Raw genomic sequence first — 22,187 nt, forward strand, 5'->3', positions numbered from 1 at the left:
ATTAAAAAAAGTGCGCGGATGATAGCACAGTTGCGATTTGTGCTATCAGCATCACGCCGGGAGAGACGCGGGCGAGTTCAGCCAGCGCTGCCAGCTGGCAACAACCGTTTGCCGTTCGGCGGCGAAAGCATCCGGCTCCACATGGCCGGGCAGCTCCTGCAATGCCCGATGGTGCAAGGCATCACGCAGGGTAACGTACGCCTGCGTCAGCGCCTGTGCTTCATCGGCGGGCATTTTATGGTATTTCGCCATCAGTTCAAAAATACGCACATTGTCGGACCAGCGTGTCAGCTCAGGTTGTTCAGCGGCGTAGCGTAAGACAAGATATTGGGCGATGAATTCAATGTCGGTGATTCCACCCTGATCGGTTTTAATCTCCCAGCGTCCTTTATGCTTGTTACTGAGGTGAGCGCGCATCTTTTCCCGCATCTCACGCACTTCAGTCTGTAACGCCTCGGCGGGGCGCGGCAAACAGAGGATCGCCTGGCGGATGGTGTTAAAACGTTCGCCAAGCGCAGGTTCGCCAAACACCACCCGCGCCCGCACCAGCGCCTGATGCTCCCAGGTCCAGGCCTCCCTGCGCTGATACTCCTCATACGCTTCAAAGGTGCTGACCAGCATGCCCGCCGCGCCGGAAGGACGTAGCCGCGCGTCCACCTCATACAGAATGCCGGATGAGGTGCGGGTACTGAACAGATGCATAATGCGCTGGGCGAGGCGCAGATAGAACTGGCGGCCATCAATGCTGCGTTCGCCTTCGGTCACCGCATCCGCCGGGCAATCGTGCAGAAAAACTAAATCGAGATCGGAACTGTATCCCAGCTCCCAGCCTCCCAGTTTGCCGTAGCCCAGCACCGCAAAACCGCGTTCATGCTCATTACTCAGGTGCGATGGCCGGCCGTAGCGCTGCACCATCATATGCCAGGCCTGGCGCACCACCGATTCGATGATCGCCTCGGCCAGCCAGGTGAGGTGATCGCTCACTTTCATCACCGGTAGCGTGCCAGCGATGTCGGCAGCGGCAATACGCAGATGCTGCGCCTGCTTGAACTGCCGCACCGCCTCAAGCTGCTGTTCCTCATCATCGGTGGGAATGCGCATCAGATACTGACGCAGCTCATCACGGTAGGCGTCGGTGGCGGTTGGCTGGTAGAGCGTGGCGGGATCGAGCAGTTCGTCCAGCAACAGCGGGTGCCGGGCCAGCTGGCTGGCCACCATCGGCGAGGCGGCGCACAGACGGATCAAATGCCGCAGTGCGCCGTGGTATTCGGTTAATAATTCGAGGTAGGTACTGCGGGTCAGCACGCCAAGCAGTAACGGCGTCAGGCGGCTGAGGGTGACGGCAGCATCGTCGCGCGGACAGACTTCGCTTAACAGACGCGGCATCAGCTGGTCCAGCGCCTGACGACCGCGCGGGCCGATAGTGCGCCGGCTGATATCCTGGCGAAACGCCTCCAGCGTCTGGTGCAGCGTGCGGCACTGTTCATCGCTGAGTTGTGGCACCAGCGGCGCCAGTTCGCTCTCTTCCAGCGGGTCCTGCCACAGCATCTGGTACTCAGCCAGTTCGCGCTGATCGCCAATCTCTGGCGTATCTTCGCCAATCAGCTCATCAAAAATAGCGCGAACCGCCGCCATCTGGCTTTCGAGCGCCGCCATCAGGGCGGGCCAGTCCGCGCTGCCCATCGCCCACGCCAGCCGGGCGCGATGCAGCTCATCTTCAGGTAACGTCTGGGTCTGCTCATCTCCAAGGCTTTGCAGCAGATTTTCCAGCCGCCGCAGAAACAGATAGGCTTCACGCAGCGCATCGACCTGGTCTGCCGTTAATAACGCCAGCGCTTTTATCGCTTCCAGCGTCGGCAGTAAGGCGCGCAGTTGAAGTGAGCGCTCACGCCCGCCACGAATCAGCTGAAATACCTGGACGATAAATTCGGTTTCACGAATCCCGCCTGCGCCCAGTTTGATGTTGTTTTTCAGGCCGCGCCGCCGCACTTCCCGGCTGATCATCCCTTTCATGTTACGCAGCGACTGGATCACGCTGAAGTCGATATAACGCCGGTAGACGAACGGCCGCAGCATCTGTTGCAGCTCCAGGCTCCAGCGATCGTGTTCGTCTCCCATCAGGCGCGCTTTGACCATCGCGTAGCGTTCCCAGTCGCGCCCCTGCTCCTGGTAATAATCTTCCAGAGCGGCGAAGCTCATCACCAGCGGGCCGCTGTCGCCAAACGGACGCAGACGCATATCAACCCGGTAGACAAAACCATCCATGGTCGGCTGATCGAGCACCTTGATTAGCCGCTGTCCCATGCGGGTAAAGAACTGGGCGTTATCCAGTTCACGCCTTCCGCCGCGGGTGCTGCCGTTTTCCGGCCAGGCAAAAATCAGGTCGATATCGGATGAGAAATTCAGCTCGCCACCGCCCAGCTTGCCCATGCCGAGGATCAGCATCGGTTGCGCTTCGCCGTCAACGTTGCAGGGAGTACCAAAATCGCGACAGCAATCCTGATAAACCCAGTCGCGCGCCCGGCTGATTAACACTTCCGCCAGCACGCTGAGCTGCTGCAGGCTCTGTTCCGTACTGGCGTGTTGCAGGCACTGCATCCAGGCGATACGCACCAGCATCCGGCGGCGAAACAGTCGCAGTTCCCGCATCAGGCTGGCTTCGCTATCAACCGTCACCATCACCTGATTTAGCCAGTCAGCGTAGTGTTGCCACTCGTCAGCCTGCGGCGGCGCATGGCAAATAGCCTGCCACCAGTCGGGATGCTGTTGCAGGTTTTCCAGCACAAAATCACTGAAAGCCAGCCCGGCCGCCTGCTCCGCGCTCAGTGAAGCAAGGGGAACCTCAAGCTGCTCTGCGGCGCGTGCCGCCTGTTCGCGTAACAACGCGGGAAGTGCTGACAACATATATCCCTCCATGATGGCGTGGCACAGCTCAGGTTAGCGGGCAGAACCGCTGGTGAGCCAGAACGGTGGCTGTTTCAGCGCCTGCGTGGTCAGCCAGGCTAATCCGGCTTCCTGTTGTTCATGAATCGCAGACAGCAGCTGTTGCCACGGTGCCAGCCAGACCGCCACCTCTTCCTGCGGATAGGCGCCGGCCAGCAAATGCACCGCCAGCAGCTGACGCGCCAGGCGCGTCGCTTTATCCCGATACTCATTAGGCTGTTTAACCGTGCTGAAAGTCTCTCTGAGATCGGCATTGATGCGGCTCAGCATGATGTCGCCAAAGCGTTTAAACGAGCCTTGTAATTTGGCCTGGCCTTTGGCATCCACCCACTGCTGCCAGTGCGATTCCACCAGCCAGTGCGTCAGCGCCAGCTGGGTTTCCACCGCCAGCGACGAGAGGCAGAAGCTGGTTGCGTCCACTTCATCATTGACCAGCGTCTCTTCCAGTGTGGTCAGCTGCTGACGCAAAGCACTGCTGGCCTTGCGTGGCACCAGCGCACCAAACAGGGTAAACGCCTGACGCAGCACATCCAGCGCTTCACGCACCGCATCCTGGGCCGCCGCATTGCCGCGCAGCCAGACTTCTTCGTGATACTGCCAGTGGCTGAGACCGGCCGACATGGCTGCCACCATGCCCTCTTCTACCGTGGCTTTGTTGCCGGCTTTCAACAGTGGGAAAGGCCGCAGCTGACGCGGCGGATTGCCCTGCGCCAGCTGATAACCGCGGGCGGCTTTACTCAGGCTGCCCATCCGTAAGCCGCCCATCGCCACCAGCTGCCGGGCAAAGGTCAGCATATCTTTTCGCTCACCGCGCTTTAATTCCAGTTCGATTTCGCACAGCGGTTCGCTCAGGGTTCCCGCCGTGACGTCGCCCTGATCAAACGCCAGCTCAATCTCGCTGTCGCCCACGGTAATCAGCCAGGTTTCACGCTGGAAATGGGTAGTGAACAGCGGCTGTAAACGTGACTGTAACGCCGCAATGTCGGTGCCCTGCGGCCAGATGTCGGCCGGCAGTTGCGCAATATCCAGCGTCGGCTCGCTCAGATCGACGTTATATTCCGGGCGCTGATGCAGCCCGCCAAGCGTTTTACCGGCCGCTTTCAGCGTCATTTCATAACGCTTATCGACGCCACGGATGCGCAATCCCATATCCCAGCGTCGCAGCTGGTTATCGTCGGTTTCAAAATAGATGTTGGTCAGCTCACGCGCAGGCTGATGCTGATGCGGCCACGCCGCGACAAGGTCAGCCAGTTTTCCGGCCGCCTGAGGAGTTGCAATGAACTTTAGTTCGATTTCGATGGTCATAATTTTTTATTCACTACGCCGCTGGCACTTAAGAGGATGTTTCCTGCATATTTCAGGCGATAATCAGCAGGTTACTCATGCTGTCGCCTGGAGGGCAAGGGGTTATCAGGCGAAGATTAATGCACAGAAGCCGCGCTGTCTCTGCTTTCTTTGTGCTTTCGCAGACCTTTTCGCACTCTCATGAGACCAGGATAGTTCTCATAGTGATTTATGCGAGGCCTCTCCAGACTGTGCCGGTAAATTTTTAGTCAGACTAAGCAAAACGAAATCGAATGAAAAAAATTACACTCGCTGGACTCACTTTGCTGGCCCTCAGCACCCTTGCACCTGCCCACGCCGAAGAAAAACGCTACGTGTCTGATGAATTATCGACCTGGGTTCGCAGCGGACCGGGCGATCAGTTTCGCCTGCTCGGTAAGCTGAATGCCGGGGAAGAGGTGCAGTTGCTTCAGACCAACAATGATACCCATTATGGCCAGATCCGTGACTCGGAAGGCCGCACCACCTGGATACCCCTGTCGCAGCTGAGCGCCAGTCCCAGCCTGCGTACCCGGGTGCCGCAGCTGGAACAACAGGTTAAAGATCTTACCGCCAAGCTGGATAATATCGACAACAGCTGGAATCAGCGCACCGCTGAAATGCAGAACAAAGTCGCCAGCAGCGACGGCGTGATCAACGGACTGAAGGGCGAAAACCAGAAGCTGAAAAACGAGCTAATCGTTGCGCAGAAGAAAGTCAGCGCCGCTAACGTCCAGCTTGATGACAAGCAGCGTACCATCATCATGCAGTGGTTTATGTATGGCGGCGGCGTGCTGGGTGTTGGCCTGCTGTTAGGTTTACTGTTGCCGCACATGCTGCCGCGCCGCAAGAAAAACGATCGCTGGATGAACTGACCCGTCTCTGCCGTTTTTCATCAGGGGATCGCCAGATCCCCCTTTTGGCATGCCTGCAATCTGCTGAATCTGTGCAACAATAGAGCAACATGCACTGCTGAAGTGTCGCGCGGGATGCGCCCGGCGTGCAGGTCATTTCTTTTTCTCTGGAGTTTTGCGTGAAGACGTTTCTTGTGGGCGGCGCAGTGCGTGATGCACTGCTAAAGCTGCCGGTTAAAGACAAAGATTGGGTGGTGGTCGGTGCCACGCCCGAGGCCATGCTTGAGCAGGGCTATCAACAGGTCGGTCGCGACTTTCCCGTTTTCCTGCATCCTGACAGCCGCGAAGAGTATGCGCTGGCGCGTACCGAGCGGAAAAACGGGAAAGGCTATACCGGATTCGTGACCTGGTCCGCGCCCGAAGTAACGCTGGAACAGGACTTACAGCGCCGCGATCTGACCATCAATGCGATTGCGCAGGATGAAAACGGCGAGCTGATTGACCCTTACCACGGCCAGCGCGATATTGCCCAGCGCCAGTTGCGCCATGTTTCTGACGCTTTCCATGAAGATCCGCTGCGGGTGTTACGCGTGGCGCGTTTCGCGGCGCGTTTCGCCCATCTCAACTTCCGTATTGCCGCCGAGACGCAGCAGCTGATGCAGCAGATGGTCAGCAGCGGCGAACTGGCCCATCTGACCGCTGAGCGGGTGTGGAAAGAGACGGAAAAAGCGCTGACCAGCCGCAATCCTCAGGTCTATTTTCAGGTGCTGCGCGACTGCGGCGCGTTGCAGGTGCTGTTCCCGGAACTCGATAATCTGTTTGGTATTCCGGCACCGGCGAAGTGGCATCCGGAGATCGACACCGGGGTGCATACCCTGATGACGCTGACCATGGCAGCCGCGCTCTCTGAATCAGTCGATGTGCGCTTCGCGACGTTGTTCCACGACGTCGGCAAGGCGCTGACGCCACCTGAAAAATGGCCCAGCCATCACGGTCATGGCCTGGCGGGCGTGCCGCTGGTGGAGGCGATTTGTCAGCGGCTGCGGGTGCCTAATGCGATTCGCGATCTGGCGCTGATCGTCACCGAATTTCACGACATCGTGCATACCATTGAGCGCCAGTCGGCCACCTCGCTGGTGGCGCTGTTTGATCGGATCGATGCCTGGCGCAAACCGCAACGCGTCGAGCAGATGGCGCTGACCAGCGAAGCCGATGCGCGCGGGCGTGCCGGTCTGGAAAGTATGGCGTATCCACAGGGTGACTATCTGCGGCGGGCGTTTGCGCTGGCGCAGGCGGTGCCGACCAAAGCGGTGATCGAGGCGGGCTTTAAAGGCGCAGAGGTGCGGGAAGAGTTAACGCGACGACGGATTGACGCCGTCGCGCAGGGTCTGGCTATACCGCAGCCTGACTAGCAGGCGGCGATTGGTTTACATGAAAACCATGTAAACCGCTGCCGCCACGATAAAGCGGTAGATGGCGAAAGAGACGAACGAGATACGCTTAATCAGCTCCAGGAAGGCTTTAATCGCGATCAGCGCCACCACGAAGGCGGTTACGAAGCCCACGGCGAACATCGGAAAGTCAGCCATGGTCAGGAAGCCGATGCTCTTGTACATATCCAGCACCGTCGCGCCCATCATCATTGGCACCGCCAGGATGAAAGAGAACTCAGAGGCCGCATAGCGGCTCACGCCCATCAGCATGCCGCCGGAAATGGTCGCGCCTGAACGAGAGAAGCCCGGCCACAGCGCTAAGCACTGAAAGCAGCCAATCATAAACGCCTGACGATAGGTAATATCATCGACGCCGACCGCTTTCGGCTGCTTCGGTTTGAGGTATTCTGCCGCCAGCAGCAGCACACCACCCACCACCAGCGCATACATCACGTTGATCGGGTTAAACAGCGTTTTGATCTGATCGTGCAGTACCAGCCCCACGACTACCGCTGGCACCATGCCCAGCAGAATGTGGATCAGCGATAAACGTCCGCTACCGACACCTTCATGTTTGACTTCGCCGAAGTGGATACCGATCAGGCCAAACAGACGCCGCCAGAACATCACGACCACCGCCAGAATCGAGCCTAGCTGGATAACCACCTCAAAGGTCTCCGCTTTCTCGCCCTCAAAGCCCAGCAGGTGACCCACTATAATCATGTGCCCTGTGGATGAGACCGGTAAAAATTCGGTCAGCCCTTCCACAACGCCCAGGATTGCAGCTACCCAAAGCTGATGAATATCTGCCATCAAATTTTTCCTCTATCCGTTTCAAAACCATTAAAAAGGCGCTAGCGCAAAGGCTATCGCCTGAAATCATGCCTGCATCAGCCTGAGTAAAACCTTAAGGTCTTAGGCCATTTCGCTGGCTCCAACGAAACGGCACTCGCTATGACAGACAGTAATTTGGTTTGGTTTCATTGTGATGGCAATCACATCGCATTTATTTAGGAATAGTCCCGCGCTCAATTCGCACGCCAACCTGCGCTGCCTGGGCGATAGCGCCCGGTTTGCTTACCTTTATGCGTACGCCAGGCGAATTGAAACGGTTCATCAACAGATCCGCGATTTCTTCAGCAACCCGCTCAACCAGCGCAAAACGACTGCCGGTCAGGTGCGTCAGAATCGCTTCAGAGACGTCGGCATAGCTGAGACAGTCGTTCACATCGTCACTGCGCGCCGCCAGACGGTTATCCCACGCCATTTCGACATCGAGCACCAGCTTCTGCTGCATCCCCTGTTCCCAGTCGTAAACGCCAATGGTGGTGAACACCGTGAGTTGTTCTATAAATACGATATCCATGATGATGGTCTCTGTTTTTGGCTAAGCCGGATACCACTTCCGGCGGATTATGCGTATTATCCACGGTTGATGAGATCAAAACGACCCAAAAGGTAACGGTACGGTGTTATGAGTGCTTTCGCGCCTGGTATGATTATTTTCGCGTATCTCTGCGGTTCGATTTCCAGTGCGATTCTGGTCTGCAAACTCGCTGGCCTGCCCGATCCCCGTACGCACGGCTCAGGTAATCCTGGCGCTACCAATGTGTTACGGCTGGGTGGTAAAGCGGCCGCAGCCTGCGTGCTGGTGTTTGATGTACTGAAAGGGATGGTACCGGTCTGGCTGGCATATCTGCTGCATGTGACGCCGCTGTTTCTGGGCCTGACGGCGATCGCGGCCTGCCTCGGTCATATCTATCCGGTATTCTTCCAGTTCCGTGGTGGCAAAGGTGTGGCGACGGCTTTCGGGGCGATTGCGCCGATTGGCTGGGACTTAACCGGACTGGTGACCGGCACCTGGCTACTCACCGTGCTGCTTAGCGGCTACTCATCACTCGGCGCGATTGTCAGCGCGCTGATTGCGCCGTTCTACGTCTGGTGGTTTAAACCCCAGTTCACCTTTCCGGTTTCGATGCTCTCCTGCCTGATCCTGTTACGCCATCACGATAATATCCAGCGTTTGTGGCGCGGTCAGGAAGGGAAGATCTGGAAGCGTAAGAAGAAATCGCAGGAATAAAAAAAGCCGGCTAAGCCGGCTTTTTTACCCTCAGATGGCGGGCAGTTCCGCCAACGGCCAGCGCGGCCGTACGCTGACGCCTAATCCCCCGCGCGTTCCGCCTTTCAACCGCACCATGCCCGCATACGCGATCATCGCACCGTTATCGGTACAGAACTCAGGACGCGCGTAAAAGACTTCTCCGCCACGCTTCTGCATCATCACCGCCATCTGCTCGCGCAGCGTTCGGTTGGCGCTGACGCCGCCGGCAATCACCAGACGTCTGAAGCCGGTTTGATCCAGCGCGCGTTTGCATTTGATCGCCAGCGTGTCGACTACCGCATCTTCAAAGGCCCGGGCGATATCGGCGCGGGTCTGCGCGTCATCATCATTGGCGCGAATGGTATTAGCGGCAAAGGTTTTCAGGCCCGAGAAGCTAAAGTCCAGCCCCGGACGGTCGGTCATCGGACGCGGGAAGGTAAAGCGCCCTGCCGTTCCCTGCTGCGCCATCTTCGACAGCATCGGTCCGCCGGGATAATCCAGTCCGAGCAGCTTGGCGGTTTTATCGAACGCTTCACCGGCCGCATCATCAATCGATTCGCCCAGCAAGGTATATTCACCGATACCGGTGACGCTAATCAGCTGGGTATGGCCGCCCGACACCAGCAGCGCTACAAACGGAAACGCGGGCGGATTGTCTTCCAGCATCGGTGCCAGCAGGTGGCCTTCCATATGATGAACCGGCACCGCGGGCACTTTCCAGGCAAAGGCCAGCGCGCGGCCAATGGTGGCACCGACCAGCAGTGCGCCGACCAGTCCCGGACCGGCCGTATAAGCCACCGCATCGATTTGATTCGGCGCTAACCCAGCCTGTTTCAGCGCTGCCTGAATTAACGGCACGGTTTTACGCACGTGGTCGCGTGATGCCAGTTCCGGCACCACACCGCCATAGTCGGCGTGCAGTTTTACCTGGCTGTACAGCTGATTCGCCAGTAACCCGGTCTCATCATCATAAATTGCGATGCCGGTTTCATCGCATGACGTTTCAATACCCAGAATTCGCATTGCATCACCTCTTTCTCGCGGCGCGCAGTTTAGCACAGCAATTGTGCGGGCAGAGCGGGCAATCCTCGCAAAAAGTCATTTTCTGTCGGCTAAAGAGTACGCTATACTCCCGCCCCTGGAAAAACCGGCAGCCGCACAGGCAAACGCTCCTGTTGGTTTCAAATTATCCATGGTGCTTTACAAACCAACGCGAGTTGGAGTAAAATGCTGCACCATTTTGAAATGTGCTGGCGCCGCAGTCAGCAGCAAAAACCGAATTTTATCGAGGTGAGAGTTACATGCCGGTAATTAAAGTACGTGAAAACGAGCCATTTGACGTAGCATTGCGTCGCTTCAAGCGTTCCTGCGAGAAAGCAGGCGTTCTGGCTGAAGTTCGTCGTCGTGAGTTCTATGAAAAACCGACTACCGAACGTAAGCGCGCTAAAGCGTCTGCAGTTAAGCGTCACGCCAAGAAACTGGCTCGCGAAAACGCACGCCGCACTCGTCTGTACTAATTTCTTTTGGAGGTCCGCCTCCACCGCGTGTTAAACGCAGACAGAGTCAAGTAAAAGGCCGTGCTTTCCGAAAGGAAGCGCGGCTTGTTGCCGTTTATGAGCTGAAAATCTGGGGCGTATGGCTGGACGAATTCCACGCGTATTTATTAATGATTTACTTGCCCGCACGGATATCGTGGATCTGATCGATGCCCGCGTTAAGCTGAAAAAGCAGGGTAAGAATTTCCACGCGTGCTGTCCTTTCCATAATGAAAAAACGCCCTCTTTCACCGTAAACGGCGAAAAACAGTTCTATCACTGTTTCGGCTGTGGCGCACACGGCAACGCTATCGACTTTTTAATGAACTACGATCGTCTCGAGTTTGTTGAAAGTATCGAAGAGCTCGCCACCTCCCACGGTTTAGACGTGCCTTATGAAGCAGGCAGCGGGCCCAGCCAGATGGAACGCCATCAGCGCCAGAGCCTGTATCAGCTGATGGAGAACCTGAACGGTTTTTATCAGCAGGGCCTGCAGCAATCCAGTGCGCAGCCAGCACGCGACTATCTCGATCGTCGTGGTCTGAGCGCCGATATCATCAATCATTTCGCCATTGGTTACGCACCTGCCGGCTGGGATAACGTTCTCAAACGGTTTGGTAAGCAGTCGGAAGACCGTGAGTCGTTGATGGAAGCTGGCATGCTGGTCAGCAATGATAAGGGTCGCACCTATGACCGGTTTCGCGACCGCGTCATGTTTCCGATTCGCGATAAGCGTGGCCGCGTCATTGGTTTTGGCGGACGGGTATTAGGCAACGATACGCCTAAGTATCTGAACTCGCCGGAAACACCTATTTTTCATAAAGGTCGCCAGCTTTATGGCCTGTATGAAGCACTAAAAAACCATCCGGAACCCGCCCGTTTACTGGTGGTCGAGGGATACATGGATGTGGTGGCACTGGCGCAGTATGGCATTGATTACGCCGTCGCCTCGCTGGGCACCTCAACCACGGCTGAGCATATTCAGCTGCTGTTTCGCAGTACCGACAACGTGATTTGCTGTTACGACGGCGATCGCGCTGGCCGTGAAGCCGCCTGGCGTGCACTTGAGACCGCATTACCTTACATGAATGATGGTCGTCAGCTACGCTTTATGTTTTTACCGGATGGCGAAGACCCGGATACGCTGGTGCGCAAAGAAGGCAAAGCGGCTTTCGAAGCGAGGATGGAGCAGGCAATGCCGCTCTCTTCGTTTTTATTCGACAGTCTGCTGCCGCAGGTCGATCTGAGTTCACGCGACGGTAAAGCCCGCCTGAGTACGCTGGCTTTGCCGCTGATTTCGCAGATTCCTGGCGAAACCCTGCGTATTTATATGCGTCAGGAGCTGGGTAACAAGCTGGGTATTCTGGATGACAATCAGCTTGAAAAGCTGATGCCGAAGCTGGCCGCAAGCGGAACGGTGCCGGTTGCGCCACCACTTAAGCGAACCACCATGCGGGTGCTGGTCGCGTTGCTGATTCAGAACCCGCAGCTGGCTTCTATGGTGCCGTCGCTGGATGGGCTTTCTGAGTCAAAAATGCCGGGATTACCGCTATTTATCGAATTAGTGGGCCGTTGTAATGAGAATCCTGGATTGACCACCGGACAGCTACTAGAGTTATATCGCGGGACAAATTTTAGTCAGACGCTTGAAACTCTGGCGATCTGGAACCACATGATAGTAGATGAGGAAGCCGAAGCGGTGTTTCAGGACTCGCTGGCCAGTATCTACGATTCTGCTCTGGAAGAGCGTCTGGAATTTTTGATTGCGCGCGAGCGCACCCAGGGATTGAGCGCCGATGAGCGCCGCGAACTCTGGACACTGAGCCAGGCTTTTGCCAGAAAATAACCATTTTTAATGATTTGCCCGTTCTGATGTATGAAAGGGCAAATTAAGCGTTTTATGGCCGGAATGGCGAGTAAGCCAGGCCATTAGCACAAATTTTAACGGCCGTCGGCATCGCTGCCAGTCGGGTTACCGCCAGCGCACAGCCTCCGCAGCGTACTGAAGTACGTGAGGAAGGCGAGCACTGCCGGGGACCGGAATGGCGAGTAAGCCAGGCCATTAGCACCAAGTTTATACAAGCGGCTTAAGTGCCGAATACTGATGGGCAAAGCCCACGCCGCGACGAGGGCAGCGGCAAGAACTAAACGCCTTCACTGCTATTGTTGGCTCGCTGCCGACCGACACCAATCTAATTAACAGAAGTGTGGATACCGTCTTATGGAGCAAAACCCGCAGTCACAGCTTAAGCTTCTTGTCACCCGTGGTAAGGAGCAAGGCTATCTGACCTATGCTGAGGTCAATGACCATCTGCCGGAAGATATCGTCGACTCAGATCAGATCGAAGACATCATCCAGATGATTAACGACATGGGTATTCAGGTGGTTGAAGAAGCCCCGGATGCCGACGATCTGATGCTGAACGAAAACAGCTCCGATACTGACGAAGATGCCGCGGAAGCTGCAGCTCAGGTGTTATCCAGCGTTGAATCTGAAATTGGGCGTACTACCGACCCGGTCCGCATGTATATGCGTGAAATGGGTACCGTCGAACTGCTGACGCGCGAAGGCGAAATCGACATCGCGAAGCGTATTGAAGACGGTATCAATCAGGTTCAATGTTCCGTTGCTGAATACCCTGAGGCGATTACTTACCTGCTGGATCAGTACGACAAAGTTGAAGCAGGCGAATCACGCCTGTCCGATCTGATCACCGGTTTCGTCGATCCTAACGCGGAAGAAGATCTGGCCCCTACGGCAACGCACGTGGGCTCTGAGCTTTCTGAAGCCGATCGTGTTGACGATGAAGAAGAAGATGAAGAGAGCGACGATGACAGCTCCGACGACGATAACTCTATCGACCCGGAACTGGCGCGCGAGAAGTTTTCTGACCTGCGTAAGCAGTATGAAACCACCCGCAATGTGATTAAGAGCAAAGGCCGCAGCCACGCTGATGCCGTTGCCGAAATCCAGAACCTCTCTGACGTCTTCAAACAGTTCCGCCTGGTACCGAAGCAGTTCGATTACCTGGTGAACAATATGCGCGAAATGATGGAACGTGTCCGTACTCAGGAACGTTTGATCATGAAGCTGTGTATCGAACTGTGCAAAATGCCGAAGAAAAACTTCATTACCCTGTTCACCGGCAACGAAACCAACGAAAGCTGGTTCAAAGCGGCGCTGGCCATGAACAAGCCGTGGTCTGAGAAGCTGCTGGAAGTGCAGGATGACGTGATGCGTTCCCTGCAGAAACTGGCGCAGATCGAAGAAGAGACCGGCCTGACCATTGAGCAGGTAAAAGATATCAACCGTCGCATGTCGATCGGTGAAGCGAAAGCGCGTCGCGCGAAGAAAGAGATGGTGGAAGCAAACCTGCGTCTGGTTATTTCGATTGCCAAGAAATACACCAACCGTGGTCTGCAGTTCCTCGACCTGATTCAGGAAGGTAACATCGGCCTGATGAAAGCGGTGGATAAGTTTGAATATCGCCGTGGTTACAAATTCTCGACCTATGCGACCTGGTGGATCCGTCAGGCTATCACCCGCTCTATCGCCGACCAGGCGCGTACCATCCGTATTCCGGTGCATATGATTGAGACCATCAACAAGCTCAACCGTATTTCGCGCCAGATGCTGCAGGAGATGGGCCGTGAACCGACGCCGGAAGAGCTGGCTGAGCGCATGCTGATGCCAGAAGATAAGATTCGTAAGGTGCTGAAAATCGCTAAAGAGCCGATCTCAATGGAGACGCCGATTGGTGATGATGAAGATTCGCATCTGGGCGATTTTATCGAAGACACCACGCTGGAGCTGCCGCTGGATTCGGCTACTTCAGAAAGCCTGCGTTCTGCGACCCACGACGTGCTGGCTGGCCTGACCGCGCGTGAAGCGAAAGTGCTGCGCATGCGTTTCGGCATCGACATGAACACTGACCATACGCTGGAAGAAGTGGGCAAACAGTTCGACGTGACGCGTGAGCGTATTCGTCAGATTGAAGCCAAAGCACTGCGTAAACTGCGCCATCCGAGCCGTTCGGAAGTGCTGCGCAGCTTCCTCGACGATTAAGTCAGACAAAAACCCCGGTACGCCGGGGTTTTTTATGCCTGTCGTTTAGCAATAACCGCCCTGCCCTGCGCTTAACCGCTGTTTTAACCCGCCTGCAATGCGTCATGCAGCTGTCGATAGGCTTCAACCATCTCATCCAGTGACGCGCGATTCAGTCCACTGGGATTCGGCAGTACCCAGAGCTCTGTTTTACCGATCGCTATCGGCTGTTTGCCCCACGTCACCTTGTTCTGCTGAAAGGCACGCCGGAACGCATCCTTGCCGAGGATGGCTAAAGCTGCGGGCTGATAATGCAGCACCTTTTCAATCAGGCGTTTTCCGCCATCGCGTAATTCATCCGGCGCTAACTCACTCGCCTGCACGGTGGGCCGCTCAACCAGCATAGTGATGCCACATCCTGTCTCGGTTAAACGCTGTTCCTCTTCCGGTTTAAGCTGTTGCTGAGTAAAACCAGCCAGGTGGATCACTTTCCAGAAGCGATTACCGGGATGGGCAAAGTGATAGCCCTGATGGGCGGTTGACTGGCCAGGATTGATGCCGCAGAACAGCACGTTGAGGTTGGCGCTGATGATGTCGCGGATGCTGTGCTCAATCATGCGGCCACCAGTCCGGCGCGCTGCTTCAGAGCCTCGCGGCTGCGCTGGAGTATCTGACGGGCATCCTCTGCATCCGGACAGGCACGCGCCAGCGCCAGCGCCCCGACCATCTCGGCCTGCATGCTGGAGGCCAGCGCATCTGCATCTTCACGCTCCAGCTCACGCAGCATTTGCGCCAGGCCGTCATGCAGCGCATCGATACCTTGTGCAAAGATAGAGCGGGTCTGCTCAGGCAGATGCGCAACTTCACTTACCAGCGCAGCGATTGGGCACCCTTCCGCTGGGGTATTGCGATGCGCCTCGGAAAGGTAGGTATCAATAAATCCGGCTAACTGCTGGCCTGGCTGCGTCACCTGATCCGCTGGCGCAAAACTGCCCGCCTCGGCAAACATATGCTTAAGCACCTCCTGCACCAGTTCCTCGCGTGAGGCAAAATGCGCATAAAAGCCGCCGTGCGTCAGGCCAACCCGCTTCATCAGGGCCGCCACGCCAATGCCCTCGGTGCCGGTCTCACGCATGACTCGCGCAGCCTCACTCAGGATACGCTGCCGCGTATGCGCTTTGCTGGTCTGCTTCTCCATATCCTCTCCTGCGGTTTCAGATGCGTTGCTTCTGGCTATTATAGTAATTATTACGCTCATCATATTCCAGCTTGACGGCGCATATGATGATCGTCATATTGGTGTGAATTATGACGACCATCATACGAGGAGTAAACTATGTCAACATCAGGTACGGCGTTAATAACCGGTGCGTCCAGCGGCATCGGCGCAACTTATGCGAAACGACTGGCTGCACGCGGTTACGATCTGATTCTGGTGGCACGCGACGAATCGCGTCTGAACCAGCTGGCGGCGTTACTGAGTGAGCAGCACACTGTTCAGGTTAAGGTACTGGCTGCTGATTTAACCGATGAACAGGATGTGCAACGGGTTGAGTCTGAACTGGCAACCAATGCCAATATCACCCTGCTGCTGAATAACGCGGGTATGAGCGTGGAAGGAGAGTTCCTGGAGGCGGATATTAACCGCATCAACAGCATGCTGACGTTAAATATCGTTACGCCAACCCGACTGGCGCAGGCCGCTGGCCGGGCTTTTAAAGCGCGAGGCAACGGCATCATCATTAATATCGCTTCGGTGCTGGCTCTGGTGCATGAGATGTTCAACGGCGCCTACAATGCCACTAAATCTTACGTGCTGACGCTAACGCGTGCGATGCAGCGTGAGCTTGCTGACAGTGGTGTACATGTACAGGCGGTGCTCCCTGGCGCAACCCGTACTGAGATATTTGACCGTGCCGGCCAGCCGATCAACACCATCCCGGCCGAAATGCTGATGGAAGTCGATGAAATGGTCGATGCGGCGCTGGCCGGTCTCGACAACAAAGAAGCGGTAACGATTCCGCCGCTGGAAGATCTGCAGATGTGGCAGGATTACGATCGGGCGCGCGGCACGATGGTGCCTCACCTGTCGCGTAATAAATCCGCTACGCGCTACCACCAGAGCTGATCCCGACATCCGCCAGGGCACAACCGGCAGCGGTTTTGCTAATGGTATGGCGGCATCCTGCCGTAGCAGTTTGACACCCTGTTACGGTTCATCGGGATATTTGTTATAGAAATCAGCAGGTAAAAGCCTGCTGCTTATTTCAGCAACCGGTGGCGGAGTGCTGGATCGCTCAGAAGAGATACTTTATAATCCCCGCTCCGCTGGCCCCTTAGCTCAGTGGTTAGAGCAGGCGACTCATAATCGCTTGGTCGCTGGTTCAAACCCAGCAGGGGCCACCAAATTTTAGCTTTAAAATCATTGAGTTAAGCCACCTTTTATCGGTGGCTTTTTTGTTTGCCGCGAGGCCATTGGCAGCAAAATGGCAGCAGATTTTTTGCCTAATCCCTAGTCTGAGGCTCATAACATGAAAAAAACCGCTTTAGCGCTTACCCTGTTCGCTTCCCTCAGCGCCCTGGCTGAAGAGGTGCCGAAGCCAGTACAAGAAGTGATTAACGTCTATCAACACTCTTCGTCCTCCCTGGAGAACGGTGTGCTTTCAATGACCATCACAAAACCTACCGTTAATGAAGAAATTGCTACCTCATTTTTTCGCGGGATATGCGATACGCAATATGTTGGGAAAAGCTGGCAACCTTCCCTGATTAAGAAAGTTGTAGTTTTAAACTCTTCTCAGGATCAGGAAGTGGTAATGAACGGAGGCGGCGCTGAATGCAAGAAGTTAGCGCCAATGAATATGAATGAGTCTGAAGGGTATATAAAGTCTCTGATTCAAAAATAAACCCGCATTAGCGGGTTCTTATTTATAACCAGAGCGCGCCCTGAAGTGTTCTGTCAGGATGCGGAGGGGCAGGCTTGACCTTGCCCGGATTCATTATAATTTCTGCCACTGTTTCATGGGACTTGAAGGTGCAACCACAATTGATGTTTTGGCACTGGTTATAGCGCTCCTTCGTTGTCTTAGAAACTTGAAAGCTACTACGCGTATGGGCCGCATTCCCACACAATGGACAATTCATCATAACCCAGCCCCCGAATCTCATTTTGGGTGGATAATACACAAAAAACCCCAATTGGGATACTTCTTATTCCATTTCTAATGAGTCGATTTTTACCTCAAGATCAATGCTTGTTGTATAGCCACTGTCCGCGCTGAGGCTGTGCGTAAGCGTCGTAACAATCCATTCGCCCGCATCTATCTGCTGCTTGAAGCCGCTCACCTTTACCGGCATCTCGGTGTAGAGATCTGCCCGGCCGCGAGCCAGCTGTATAGAAAATGACGCAACCCCGCGCTGCAGGCGCTCCCAACGCATTTTGGCCGCGCGCTCTGCATTAGCCCGGTTTGCATAGGTACGGCTCAGCACCAGGACGTTTTCATCCGTTCCGATCAGGTAATCGCCCTGTTTGGCTTCCGGCTCTTTTTTCTTTGTCGTCTTTTTCCGCCTGCGCTTTACTTTCGCCACCGGTTTTTTTGTCGGTTCGCGGGTATGCAGCCAGCTGGCAATCACGCCGGTGTAGGCGTCGCGGTCAGCCATGGTAAAGCGGTGGCTGTCGCCGTCCTTGCGTTGAATGGTGATCACCGGCAGCGCCTTACCGCTGGCCGTTTTACCCTGCCCCTGACGTATGAACAGCAGATTGCCGTTTTTGATAGAGGCTATCGCGCCTGACTGTTTCGCCAGGCGCATCAGAAAGCTGGCGTCAGACTCGTTGGTCTGGTCAAGGTGATCTACGGCCATCTTTGCCACATCATCACCCAGGGCGATCTTCAGCTTGTGGCGGCCTGCGATGTCTTTCACGATGTCGCCCACGGTAGTCTGGTGCCATGATTTTTCACGCTTAGTATTGAGCGTCTGCCTGAAGTCGGCGCTGCGGGCACGCAGGGTCAGCCGGTCAGGCGTGCCGGAATGCTCTATTTCGTCCACGATAAAGGTGCCTTTCGGAAAAAGTGCCTCACCCTGCCAGCCGAGCGCCAGCGACAGAGAGACGCCCCGGCGAGGCAGTAGCAGCTGGCAGTCTGCGTCGTCCAGCTCGATGTCCAGCTGGTCAGCCTCAAATCCCCGGTTATCCGTGAGCGTCAGGCTTATAAGCCGCTTCTCAATCTTTTGCGTGATGTCCGCGCCCTCAAGCGTCAGCCTGAAGGATGGGGAATTTGCCTGGCCGTTTATCCATTTCGTGGCGCTCATGAAAGCAGCCCCCCAATCATGCTGGTAACTTTACCTGCGGCGTCCGTCGCCGCGCCCTTCATGGCTGAGAGCTGATCGCTCAGACTGCCGAACATTTCGCCCAGCGTTTCGTCGGTGCGCTTCAGGGTGAGCGTGAACTCTATGCGCCGGCAGACGCCACTGCTGAAAAACTCCGCTTTGGTCTGGCTCAGGCTCTCGATCACAAACATGCCGTAAATGGTGCCGCTTCCTTCTATCAGCGGCCACGCGCGCCCCAGCTCTGCTATCTGCTCCAGCGCCAGCAGTGACAGCCTGCCGCCGGTAATCTCCGGCAGCAGGACGCCCGAAAGCGTCAGAGTTTCATTATCCGGCCCCAGAAACTGGAGGGACGAGCGCACGCCGACGCGGCTGTTTGACGGAAACCGCCAGCTGCGCTGGATCTGCAGCTCCTGATAAGGGACCGTCTGCAGCATGAAAACGAACATCCCCAGCGTCATCATCATTATTCAATTCCTTCTCTGTCGTGGTAGCTGCTGCGGGCGCGGGCTTTCGCCTGTCGCTCTTTTGCCTCAAGTCTGCGCATAACTTCGTCCGCTACGTCCTGCGCGCTCTGCCCTTGCTGCTGCATGATCGTGATAGAGGCATTAACGGTCACGGGCGACATACTGGCCGCCGGTTGCGGTCGTGCCGCTTCCTGCCGGTATGTCTGCGCAGGCTGGCTCATCGGATGCAACGGACGCGCAGCCGCTGGCGTTGCGGCCATGCCCATAGCCAGCGCGGCAGAGGCGGCCAGCGCGGCAGTGCGGCGGCGGCTGGTTATGTTGGCCGGGCCGTTCACAATTTCAGGCCCGTTTTCTCCGACGATGCCGAACTGCCCGGACGGAATATGCCCGCCGGTGTCGTACATTCTCGGAAAAGCCGGAAAGCCGCCCGGCGGCAGCGCCACTTTCCCGTCTGCCGTGACCTGCGCCGGGCGTGGTCGTGCTGCCTGCGCCGGTGTGCCTGGCTTGTCGTTGCCGGGCTTTAGAAAGTCCGGCAGGTAATCAGTCAGCGAGGACAGTTTGCTTTTAAGCGCATCCCATTTCTGGCTGATGCCTGCCATCAGGCCGTCAATCATCTGCGAGCCAGCTTCCTGAAAGCGCGCGGGCAGCGCCTTCACGTCGGCCACGATTTCATCCCATTTGATGCTGATGTAGGTGCGGATCGCCGTCCATACATTGCTGACTTTGGTGCTGATGCCATCCCACAGCGCGGCAAATTTCGGCCCTAGCGTGTCCCAGTTCTGCCAGATATATATGGCAGCCATAGCAATCAGCCCGACCACGGCCAGAATGGGGTTCGCCATCATCAGCCGCCCCAGCCACAGCACGCCATTACCAACAAGGCCAATAGCCTTACGCATGAGTCCAAACGAGGTAAACGCCTGAAGGCCCGTCTTGTTCATAAGCATACGCATTAGCAGCATGGGACCGATTGTTGACGCAAAGACCAGCAATGCCGCCCCTACCCCTGCTGTCACGATGGCAAATCCCGCCGCTATCTTGAACAGCGCCGCCGTCAGTTGCGGGTGCTGTTTTACAAACGTGCCTAATGCGCCAGCGAGATTTCCCAGCCAGTCGGCTACCTGTTTAAGCACTGGCGCGACCGTCTCACCAATTGCAGCCATTGCATTAGTAAACGAGCCGCTCGCCGCATCCCAGCGGTTTGACAATGTCTTTAACGAGGCGTCAACGCGCTCCCGCAGAGACGCCTGGTTGTCGAGCTTCGCAGCGGTTTCCCTGTACCCGGCAAGCCCTTTAGCAATCATGTTGTTTAGCACCTGCAGCGTTTCCGCATCGTCGCCAAACATATCTTTGAGCGTCCGCAGCCGCTTCTCGGTGCTAAGCGCCTTTAGCTGATCCAGCTGCACATACATTTTCTTAATACCGGCAAATTCTCCTTTGCCGTTGGTGAAATCAAATTTCACCCCCGTGCCTTTCAGGTCCTCATTCACCCCTTTGATTTTCTTGTTGTCCATCATGGCCTGCAGCACCTTGCGGTAAGCGTTACCTGCCGAGCCGCCGTCCATACCCTGCTGATCAGCCATCACAAGCAGGGGCGCAAATTCTCTCGCCGCATCGATCCCTTTCTTTTTGATGATGTCCATGGCGCTGCCGATTTTGGAAAATCCCTGCAGCATGTTTTCCGAATCCACGCCCGCATAAAATCCCTTCTGAATGATGTCGGTGAGCGCCATCATGTCCTTTTCGCTGGTCTGCGTGGCGTCCTGCAGCTTCGCCGCAAACTCCGCCGCGTCGGTCGGGGCCATTTGCAGCTGCACGCCGAGATAGGCCGTCGCCTCACCCAGCCCGCCCAGGATCGCCTGCGCGCTCATGCCCTGGCGGCGAAGCATGGTCATCATGTTCTGAAAGTCCGCCGTGGTGCCGGGCAGCTTGTCGCCCAGGCTCACTGCCAGCCTGTTGATTTTTTCATACTCCGGCAGCACCTTAGCGCCCGGCCCCATCATGGAGGCGGCCAGCTGCGTCGCGGCGTTCTCCGAATCCGCATAGGCGCGCACCGGGGCCATCAGGGTTGCGCCGGTAGCAACGCCGGTTGCCACCATGCCCGCGCCGTTACCGGCCAGCTTATTGCGCGTCTCGGTCAGCTTTTCATGCCGCGCCTGGATGTCGCGAATCTTCTGCTGCCGCTCGCCGAGCTTGCGCAACTCTGCCTGCTGGCGCTCGATGGCCCCGGTTGCAGCCTGCGCGTCCGTTTTTAGCCGGCGCTGCGCCTCGCTCAGCTGTTTTGTGTCAATGCCCGCCGCGTTCAGCGCCTCACGCTGGCGCTGCACCGACAGGCGCAGGCCGTTGTATGTCTGCTGCAGCTGGCTGGCGCGGTTCTTTGCCTGCTCAAGCAGCCTGGCCTGCTGCGCCGTGGGCCTGTTCGTTTCGGTAAACTGCACGGCAAGGCGCGCCGCTTCCTCGCGGGCGGCCTTCAGGTTGTTGGCGGTAACGGCAAGCTGTGAGCGGGTTTTGCGGAAACCGTCAATGCGGCCCGCCTGCTCGTTAAGGGATTTCAGGCCGTCTTTGCTGGCCTTCAGCGCGGCGGACAGCTCCTTAGAGCCGTCGCGCGCGCTGCGAAAGGGGCGCGTGATTTTATCAACCGCGCTTAATACCACCTGCAGCCGCAGGTTTGTGTCACTCATCGTCACCGGCTCCGCTACGCTGCATCGCTTTATGCCGCCACTCCAGCACGTCCGTCAGAGACTCCGCGTACATCACCGGCGGCGGCCAGTGAAAAACGGTAGCGATGTCCGCTACCAGATCTTCTACCGTCAGGCTGTCGGGAAAGCTGACAGCGCCGACTTCGGCAACAAAAAAGTGATCACCTCGACCGACAGGGACAGCAGATCGGCGGGGTCCATTTCGTTAATTTCCTGCACGGTCAGCGCCGGGTTCGTGACGCGCGGCAGCACGGCCATCATCGCGTTCACGTCCATGTCCATCAGCGCCTGCAGGCGGATGCCGCGCAGCGCCCCGGCCTGCGGCTTGCGGACGGTCACGCTGGTAACTTCGGTTTTGCCGCGCAGGATGGGGGTGTCCAGCTCAACAGCTTTTTCGGTAGTTTTGTCGGTCATGATTATTTTCCGTTTATACGTTTCAGAGCGGCAGGGCTGCCCCTGCCGGG

21 protein-coding genes and 1 tRNA gene are annotated in these 22,187 nt (G+C 56.6%); 9 read left to right on the plus strand and 13 right to left on the minus strand.

The genetic code is table 11. The features are described from left to right. Nucleotides 1-51 precede the first annotated feature (51 nt). Both glnE and AC6I8I_RS16570 read right to left on the minus strand, forming a co-directional pair. The gene (gene glnE / locus AC6I8I_RS16565) at nucleotides 52-2,904 is read right to left on the minus strand and encodes a bifunctional [glutamate--ammonia ligase]-adenylyl-L-tyrosine phosphorylase/[glutamate--ammonia-ligase] adenylyltransferase (RefSeq protein WP_312053124.1); all 2,853 of its coding nucleotides are present in this window, start codon (nucleotides 2,902-2,904) and stop codon (nucleotides 52-54) included. 33 nt (nucleotides 2,905-2,937) lie between these two features. Further along, a complete protein-coding gene (locus AC6I8I_RS16570) occupies nucleotides 2,938-4,248 on the minus strand; it encodes a CYTH domain-containing protein (protein WP_312053126.1) in 1,311 nt (436 codons plus the stop codon). Between the two features lie 272 nt (nucleotides 4,249-4,520). On the opposite strand from AC6I8I_RS16570, the gene AC6I8I_RS16575 reads away from it, so the two are divergent. Together AC6I8I_RS16575 and AC6I8I_RS16580 are read left to right on the plus strand one after the other, a co-directional pair. Continuing rightward, nucleotides 4,521-5,141: a TIGR04211 family SH3 domain-containing protein gene (locus tag AC6I8I_RS16575; RefSeq protein ID WP_312053128.1), complete on the plus strand. Its 621-nt coding sequence runs from the start codon at nucleotides 4,521-4,523 to the stop codon at nucleotides 5,139-5,141. A 158-nt stretch (nucleotides 5,142-5,299) separates the two neighbouring features. Then, a complete protein-coding gene (locus AC6I8I_RS16580) occupies nucleotides 5,300-6,532 on the plus strand; it encodes a multifunctional CCA addition/repair protein (RefSeq protein WP_497828089.1) in 1,233 nt (410 codons plus the stop codon). Between the two features lie 15 nt (nucleotides 6,533-6,547). On the opposite strand, the gene bacA is transcribed toward AC6I8I_RS16580, so the two are convergent. Together bacA and folB are read right to left on the minus strand one after the other, a co-directional pair. Further along, entirely contained in the window at nucleotides 6,548-7,366 is an 819-nt protein-coding gene (gene bacA, locus AC6I8I_RS16585) for an undecaprenyl-diphosphate phosphatase (RefSeq protein WP_031376496.1), read from the minus strand. Between the two features lie 193 nt (nucleotides 7,367-7,559). After that, nucleotides 7,560-7,919 carry a bifunctional dihydroneopterin aldolase/7,8-dihydroneopterin epimerase gene (folB, locus tag AC6I8I_RS16590; protein ID WP_312053133.1) on the minus strand — a complete coding sequence of 120 codons (360 nt, stop codon included), beginning with the start codon at nucleotides 7,917-7,919 and terminating at the stop codon, nucleotides 7,560-7,562. Nucleotides 7,920-8,027: 108 nt separating this feature from the next. Between folB and plsY the strand changes: the two genes are divergently transcribed. Then, the gene (gene plsY, locus AC6I8I_RS16595) at nucleotides 8,028-8,633 is read left to right on the plus strand and encodes a glycerol-3-phosphate 1-O-acyltransferase PlsY (RefSeq protein ID WP_046289254.1); all 606 of its coding nucleotides are present in this window, start codon (nucleotides 8,028-8,030) and stop codon (nucleotides 8,631-8,633) included. Between the two features lie 30 nt (nucleotides 8,634-8,663). On the opposite strand, the gene tsaD is transcribed toward plsY, so the two are convergent. Next, nucleotides 8,664-9,677 (minus strand): tRNA (adenosine(37)-N6)-threonylcarbamoyltransferase complex transferase subunit TsaD, encoded by a 1,014-nt coding sequence (gene tsaD / locus AC6I8I_RS16600; protein WP_312053136.1) that lies wholly within the window; start codon nucleotides 9,675-9,677, stop codon nucleotides 8,664-8,666. A 278-nt stretch (nucleotides 9,678-9,955) separates the two neighbouring features. On the opposite strand from tsaD, the gene rpsU reads away from it, so the two are divergent. The 3 genes from rpsU (at nucleotide 9,956) to rpoD (ending at nucleotide 14,255) form a co-directional block, all read left to right on the plus strand. Further along, complete coding sequence (gene rpsU, locus AC6I8I_RS16605; protein ID WP_001144069.1) at nucleotides 9,956-10,171, plus strand: 30S ribosomal protein S21; 216 nt, start codon at nucleotides 9,956-9,958, stop codon at nucleotides 10,169-10,171. A 118-nt stretch (nucleotides 10,172-10,289) separates the two neighbouring features. After that, complete coding sequence (dnaG, locus tag AC6I8I_RS16610; protein WP_312053138.1) at nucleotides 10,290-12,035, plus strand: DNA primase; 1,746 nt, start codon at nucleotides 10,290-10,292, stop codon at nucleotides 12,033-12,035. A gap of 375 nt (nucleotides 12,036-12,410) precedes the next feature. Further along, nucleotides 12,411-14,255: an RNA polymerase sigma factor RpoD gene (rpoD, locus tag AC6I8I_RS16615; protein WP_031376492.1), complete on the plus strand. Its 1,845-nt coding sequence runs from the start codon at nucleotides 12,411-12,413 to the stop codon at nucleotides 14,253-14,255. A gap of 83 nt (nucleotides 14,256-14,338) precedes the next feature. On the opposite strand, the gene mug is transcribed toward rpoD, so the two are convergent. Both mug and AC6I8I_RS16625 read right to left on the minus strand, forming a co-directional pair. Then, the gene (gene mug / locus AC6I8I_RS16620; protein ID WP_312758597.1) at nucleotides 14,339-14,851 is read right to left on the minus strand and encodes a G/U mismatch-specific DNA glycosylase; all 513 of its coding nucleotides are present in this window, start codon (nucleotides 14,849-14,851) and stop codon (nucleotides 14,339-14,341) included. Continuing rightward, a complete protein-coding gene (locus AC6I8I_RS16625; protein ID WP_312758599.1) occupies nucleotides 14,848-15,432 on the minus strand; it encodes a TetR/AcrR family transcriptional regulator in 585 nt (194 codons plus the stop codon). The genes mug and AC6I8I_RS16625 overlap by 4 nt, the downstream gene beginning before the upstream one ends. 138 nt (nucleotides 15,433-15,570) lie before the next feature. Here AC6I8I_RS16625 and AC6I8I_RS16630 point away from each other — a divergent pair, with 138 nt between their 5' ends. The 3 genes from AC6I8I_RS16630 to AC6I8I_RS16640 all read left to right on the plus strand — a co-directional run bounded on the left by AC6I8I_RS16630 (nucleotide 15,571) and on the right by AC6I8I_RS16640 (nucleotide 17,140). After that, nucleotides 15,571-16,362: an SDR family NAD(P)-dependent oxidoreductase gene (locus AC6I8I_RS16630; RefSeq protein ID WP_497828090.1), complete on the plus strand. Its 792-nt coding sequence runs from the start codon at nucleotides 15,571-15,573 to the stop codon at nucleotides 16,360-16,362. A 202-nt stretch (nucleotides 16,363-16,564) separates the two neighbouring features. Beyond that, nucleotides 16,565-16,640: transfer RNA gene (locus AC6I8I_RS16635), tRNA-Ile, on the plus strand. A gap of 125 nt (nucleotides 16,641-16,765) precedes the next feature. After that, a complete protein-coding gene (locus AC6I8I_RS16640) occupies nucleotides 16,766-17,140 on the plus strand; it encodes a hypothetical protein (RefSeq protein WP_497828091.1) in 375 nt (124 codons plus the stop codon). A gap of 22 nt (nucleotides 17,141-17,162) precedes the next feature. On the opposite strand, the gene AC6I8I_RS16645 is transcribed toward AC6I8I_RS16640, so the two are convergent. The 6 genes from AC6I8I_RS16645 to AC6I8I_RS16670 all read right to left on the minus strand — a co-directional run bounded on the left by AC6I8I_RS16645 (nucleotide 17,163) and on the right by AC6I8I_RS16670 (nucleotide 22,137). Then, nucleotides 17,163-17,381, minus strand: coding sequence for an ogr/Delta-like zinc finger family protein (locus AC6I8I_RS16645; RefSeq protein ID WP_072051019.1), 219 nt, complete (start codon nucleotides 17,379-17,381; stop codon nucleotides 17,163-17,165). A 63-nt stretch (nucleotides 17,382-17,444) separates the two neighbouring features. Beyond that, nucleotides 17,445-18,542, minus strand: a complete 1,098-nt coding sequence (locus tag AC6I8I_RS16650) for a phage late control D family protein (RefSeq protein ID WP_497828092.1) — start codon at nucleotides 18,540-18,542, stop codon at nucleotides 17,445-17,447. Then, nucleotides 18,539-19,024, minus strand: coding sequence for a phage tail protein (locus AC6I8I_RS16655; protein ID WP_293774513.1), 486 nt, complete (start codon nucleotides 19,022-19,024; stop codon nucleotides 18,539-18,541). Before AC6I8I_RS16655 ends, AC6I8I_RS16650 begins: the two co-directional genes overlap by 4 nt. Next, nucleotides 19,024-21,705, minus strand: coding sequence for a phage tail tape measure protein (locus AC6I8I_RS16660; RefSeq protein WP_497828093.1), 2,682 nt, complete (start codon nucleotides 21,703-21,705; stop codon nucleotides 19,024-19,026). The genes AC6I8I_RS16655 and AC6I8I_RS16660 overlap by 1 nt, the downstream gene beginning before the upstream one ends. Then, on the minus strand, nucleotides 21,698-21,838 hold the full coding sequence (locus AC6I8I_RS16665) for a GpE family phage tail protein (RefSeq protein WP_072010443.1): 141 nt from the start codon (nucleotides 21,836-21,838) through the stop codon (nucleotides 21,698-21,700). The genes AC6I8I_RS16660 and AC6I8I_RS16665 overlap by 8 nt, the downstream gene beginning before the upstream one ends. Further along, nucleotides 21,835-22,137, minus strand: coding sequence for a phage tail assembly protein (locus AC6I8I_RS16670; protein WP_033752527.1), 303 nt, complete (start codon nucleotides 22,135-22,137; stop codon nucleotides 21,835-21,837). The genes AC6I8I_RS16665 and AC6I8I_RS16670 overlap by 4 nt, the downstream gene beginning before the upstream one ends. Nucleotides 22,138-22,187: the final 50 nt, after the last annotated feature.

Source organism: Pantoea sp. X-Soil-YNGN-775 (assembly GCF_059730575.1).

Coding starts and splice junctions, on each gene's coding strand:
- glnE (WP_312053124.1), bottom strand. CDS start 2,904: ATGTTGTCAGCACTTCCCGCGTTGTTACGCGAACAGGCGGCACGCGCC.
- AC6I8I_RS16570 (WP_312053126.1), bottom strand. CDS start 4,248: ATGACCATCGAAATCGAACTAAAGTTCATTGCAACTCCTCAGGCGGCC.
- AC6I8I_RS16575 (WP_312053128.1), top strand. CDS start 4,521: ATGAAAAAAATTACACTCGCTGGACTCACTTTGCTGGCCCTCAGCACC.
- bacA (WP_031376496.1), bottom strand. CDS start 7,366: ATGGCAGATATTCATCAGCTTTGGGTAGCTGCAATCCTGGGCGTTGTG.
- folB (WP_312053133.1), bottom strand. CDS start 7,919: ATGGATATCGTATTTATAGAACAACTCACGGTGTTCACCACCATTGGC.
- plsY (WP_046289254.1), top strand. CDS start 8,028: ATGAGTGCTTTCGCGCCTGGTATGATTATTTTCGCGTATCTCTGCGGT.
- tsaD (WP_312053136.1), bottom strand. CDS start 9,677: ATGCGAATTCTGGGTATTGAAACGTCATGCGATGAAACCGGCATCGCA.
- rpsU (WP_001144069.1), top strand. CDS start 9,956: ATGCCGGTAATTAAAGTACGTGAAAACGAGCCATTTGACGTAGCATTG.
- dnaG (WP_312053138.1), top strand. CDS start 10,290: ATGGCTGGACGAATTCCACGCGTATTTATTAATGATTTACTTGCCCGC.
- rpoD (WP_031376492.1), top strand. CDS start 12,411: ATGGAGCAAAACCCGCAGTCACAGCTTAAGCTTCTTGTCACCCGTGGT.
- mug (WP_312758597.1), bottom strand. CDS start 14,851: ATGATTGAGCACAGCATCCGCGACATCATCAGCGCCAACCTCAACGTG.
- AC6I8I_RS16625 (WP_312758599.1), bottom strand. CDS start 15,432: ATGGAGAAGCAGACCAGCAAAGCGCATACGCGGCAGCGTATCCTGAGT.
- AC6I8I_RS16630 (WP_497828090.1), top strand. CDS start 15,571: ATGTCAACATCAGGTACGGCGTTAATAACCGGTGCGTCCAGCGGCATC.
- AC6I8I_RS16640 (WP_497828091.1), top strand. CDS start 16,766: ATGAAAAAAACCGCTTTAGCGCTTACCCTGTTCGCTTCCCTCAGCGCC.
- AC6I8I_RS16645 (WP_072051019.1), bottom strand. CDS start 17,381: ATGATGAATTGTCCATTGTGTGGGAATGCGGCCCATACGCGTAGTAGC.
- AC6I8I_RS16650 (WP_497828092.1), bottom strand. CDS start 18,542: ATGAGCGCCACGAAATGGATAAACGGCCAGGCAAATTCCCCATCCTTC.
- AC6I8I_RS16655 (WP_293774513.1), bottom strand. CDS start 19,024: ATGATGATGACGCTGGGGATGTTCGTTTTCATGCTGCAGACGGTCCCT.
- AC6I8I_RS16660 (WP_497828093.1), bottom strand. CDS start 21,705: ATGAGTGACACAAACCTGCGGCTGCAGGTGGTATTAAGCGCGGTTGAT.
- AC6I8I_RS16670 (WP_033752527.1), bottom strand. CDS start 22,137: ATGACCGACAAAACTACCGAAAAAGCTGTTGAGCTGGACACCCCCATC.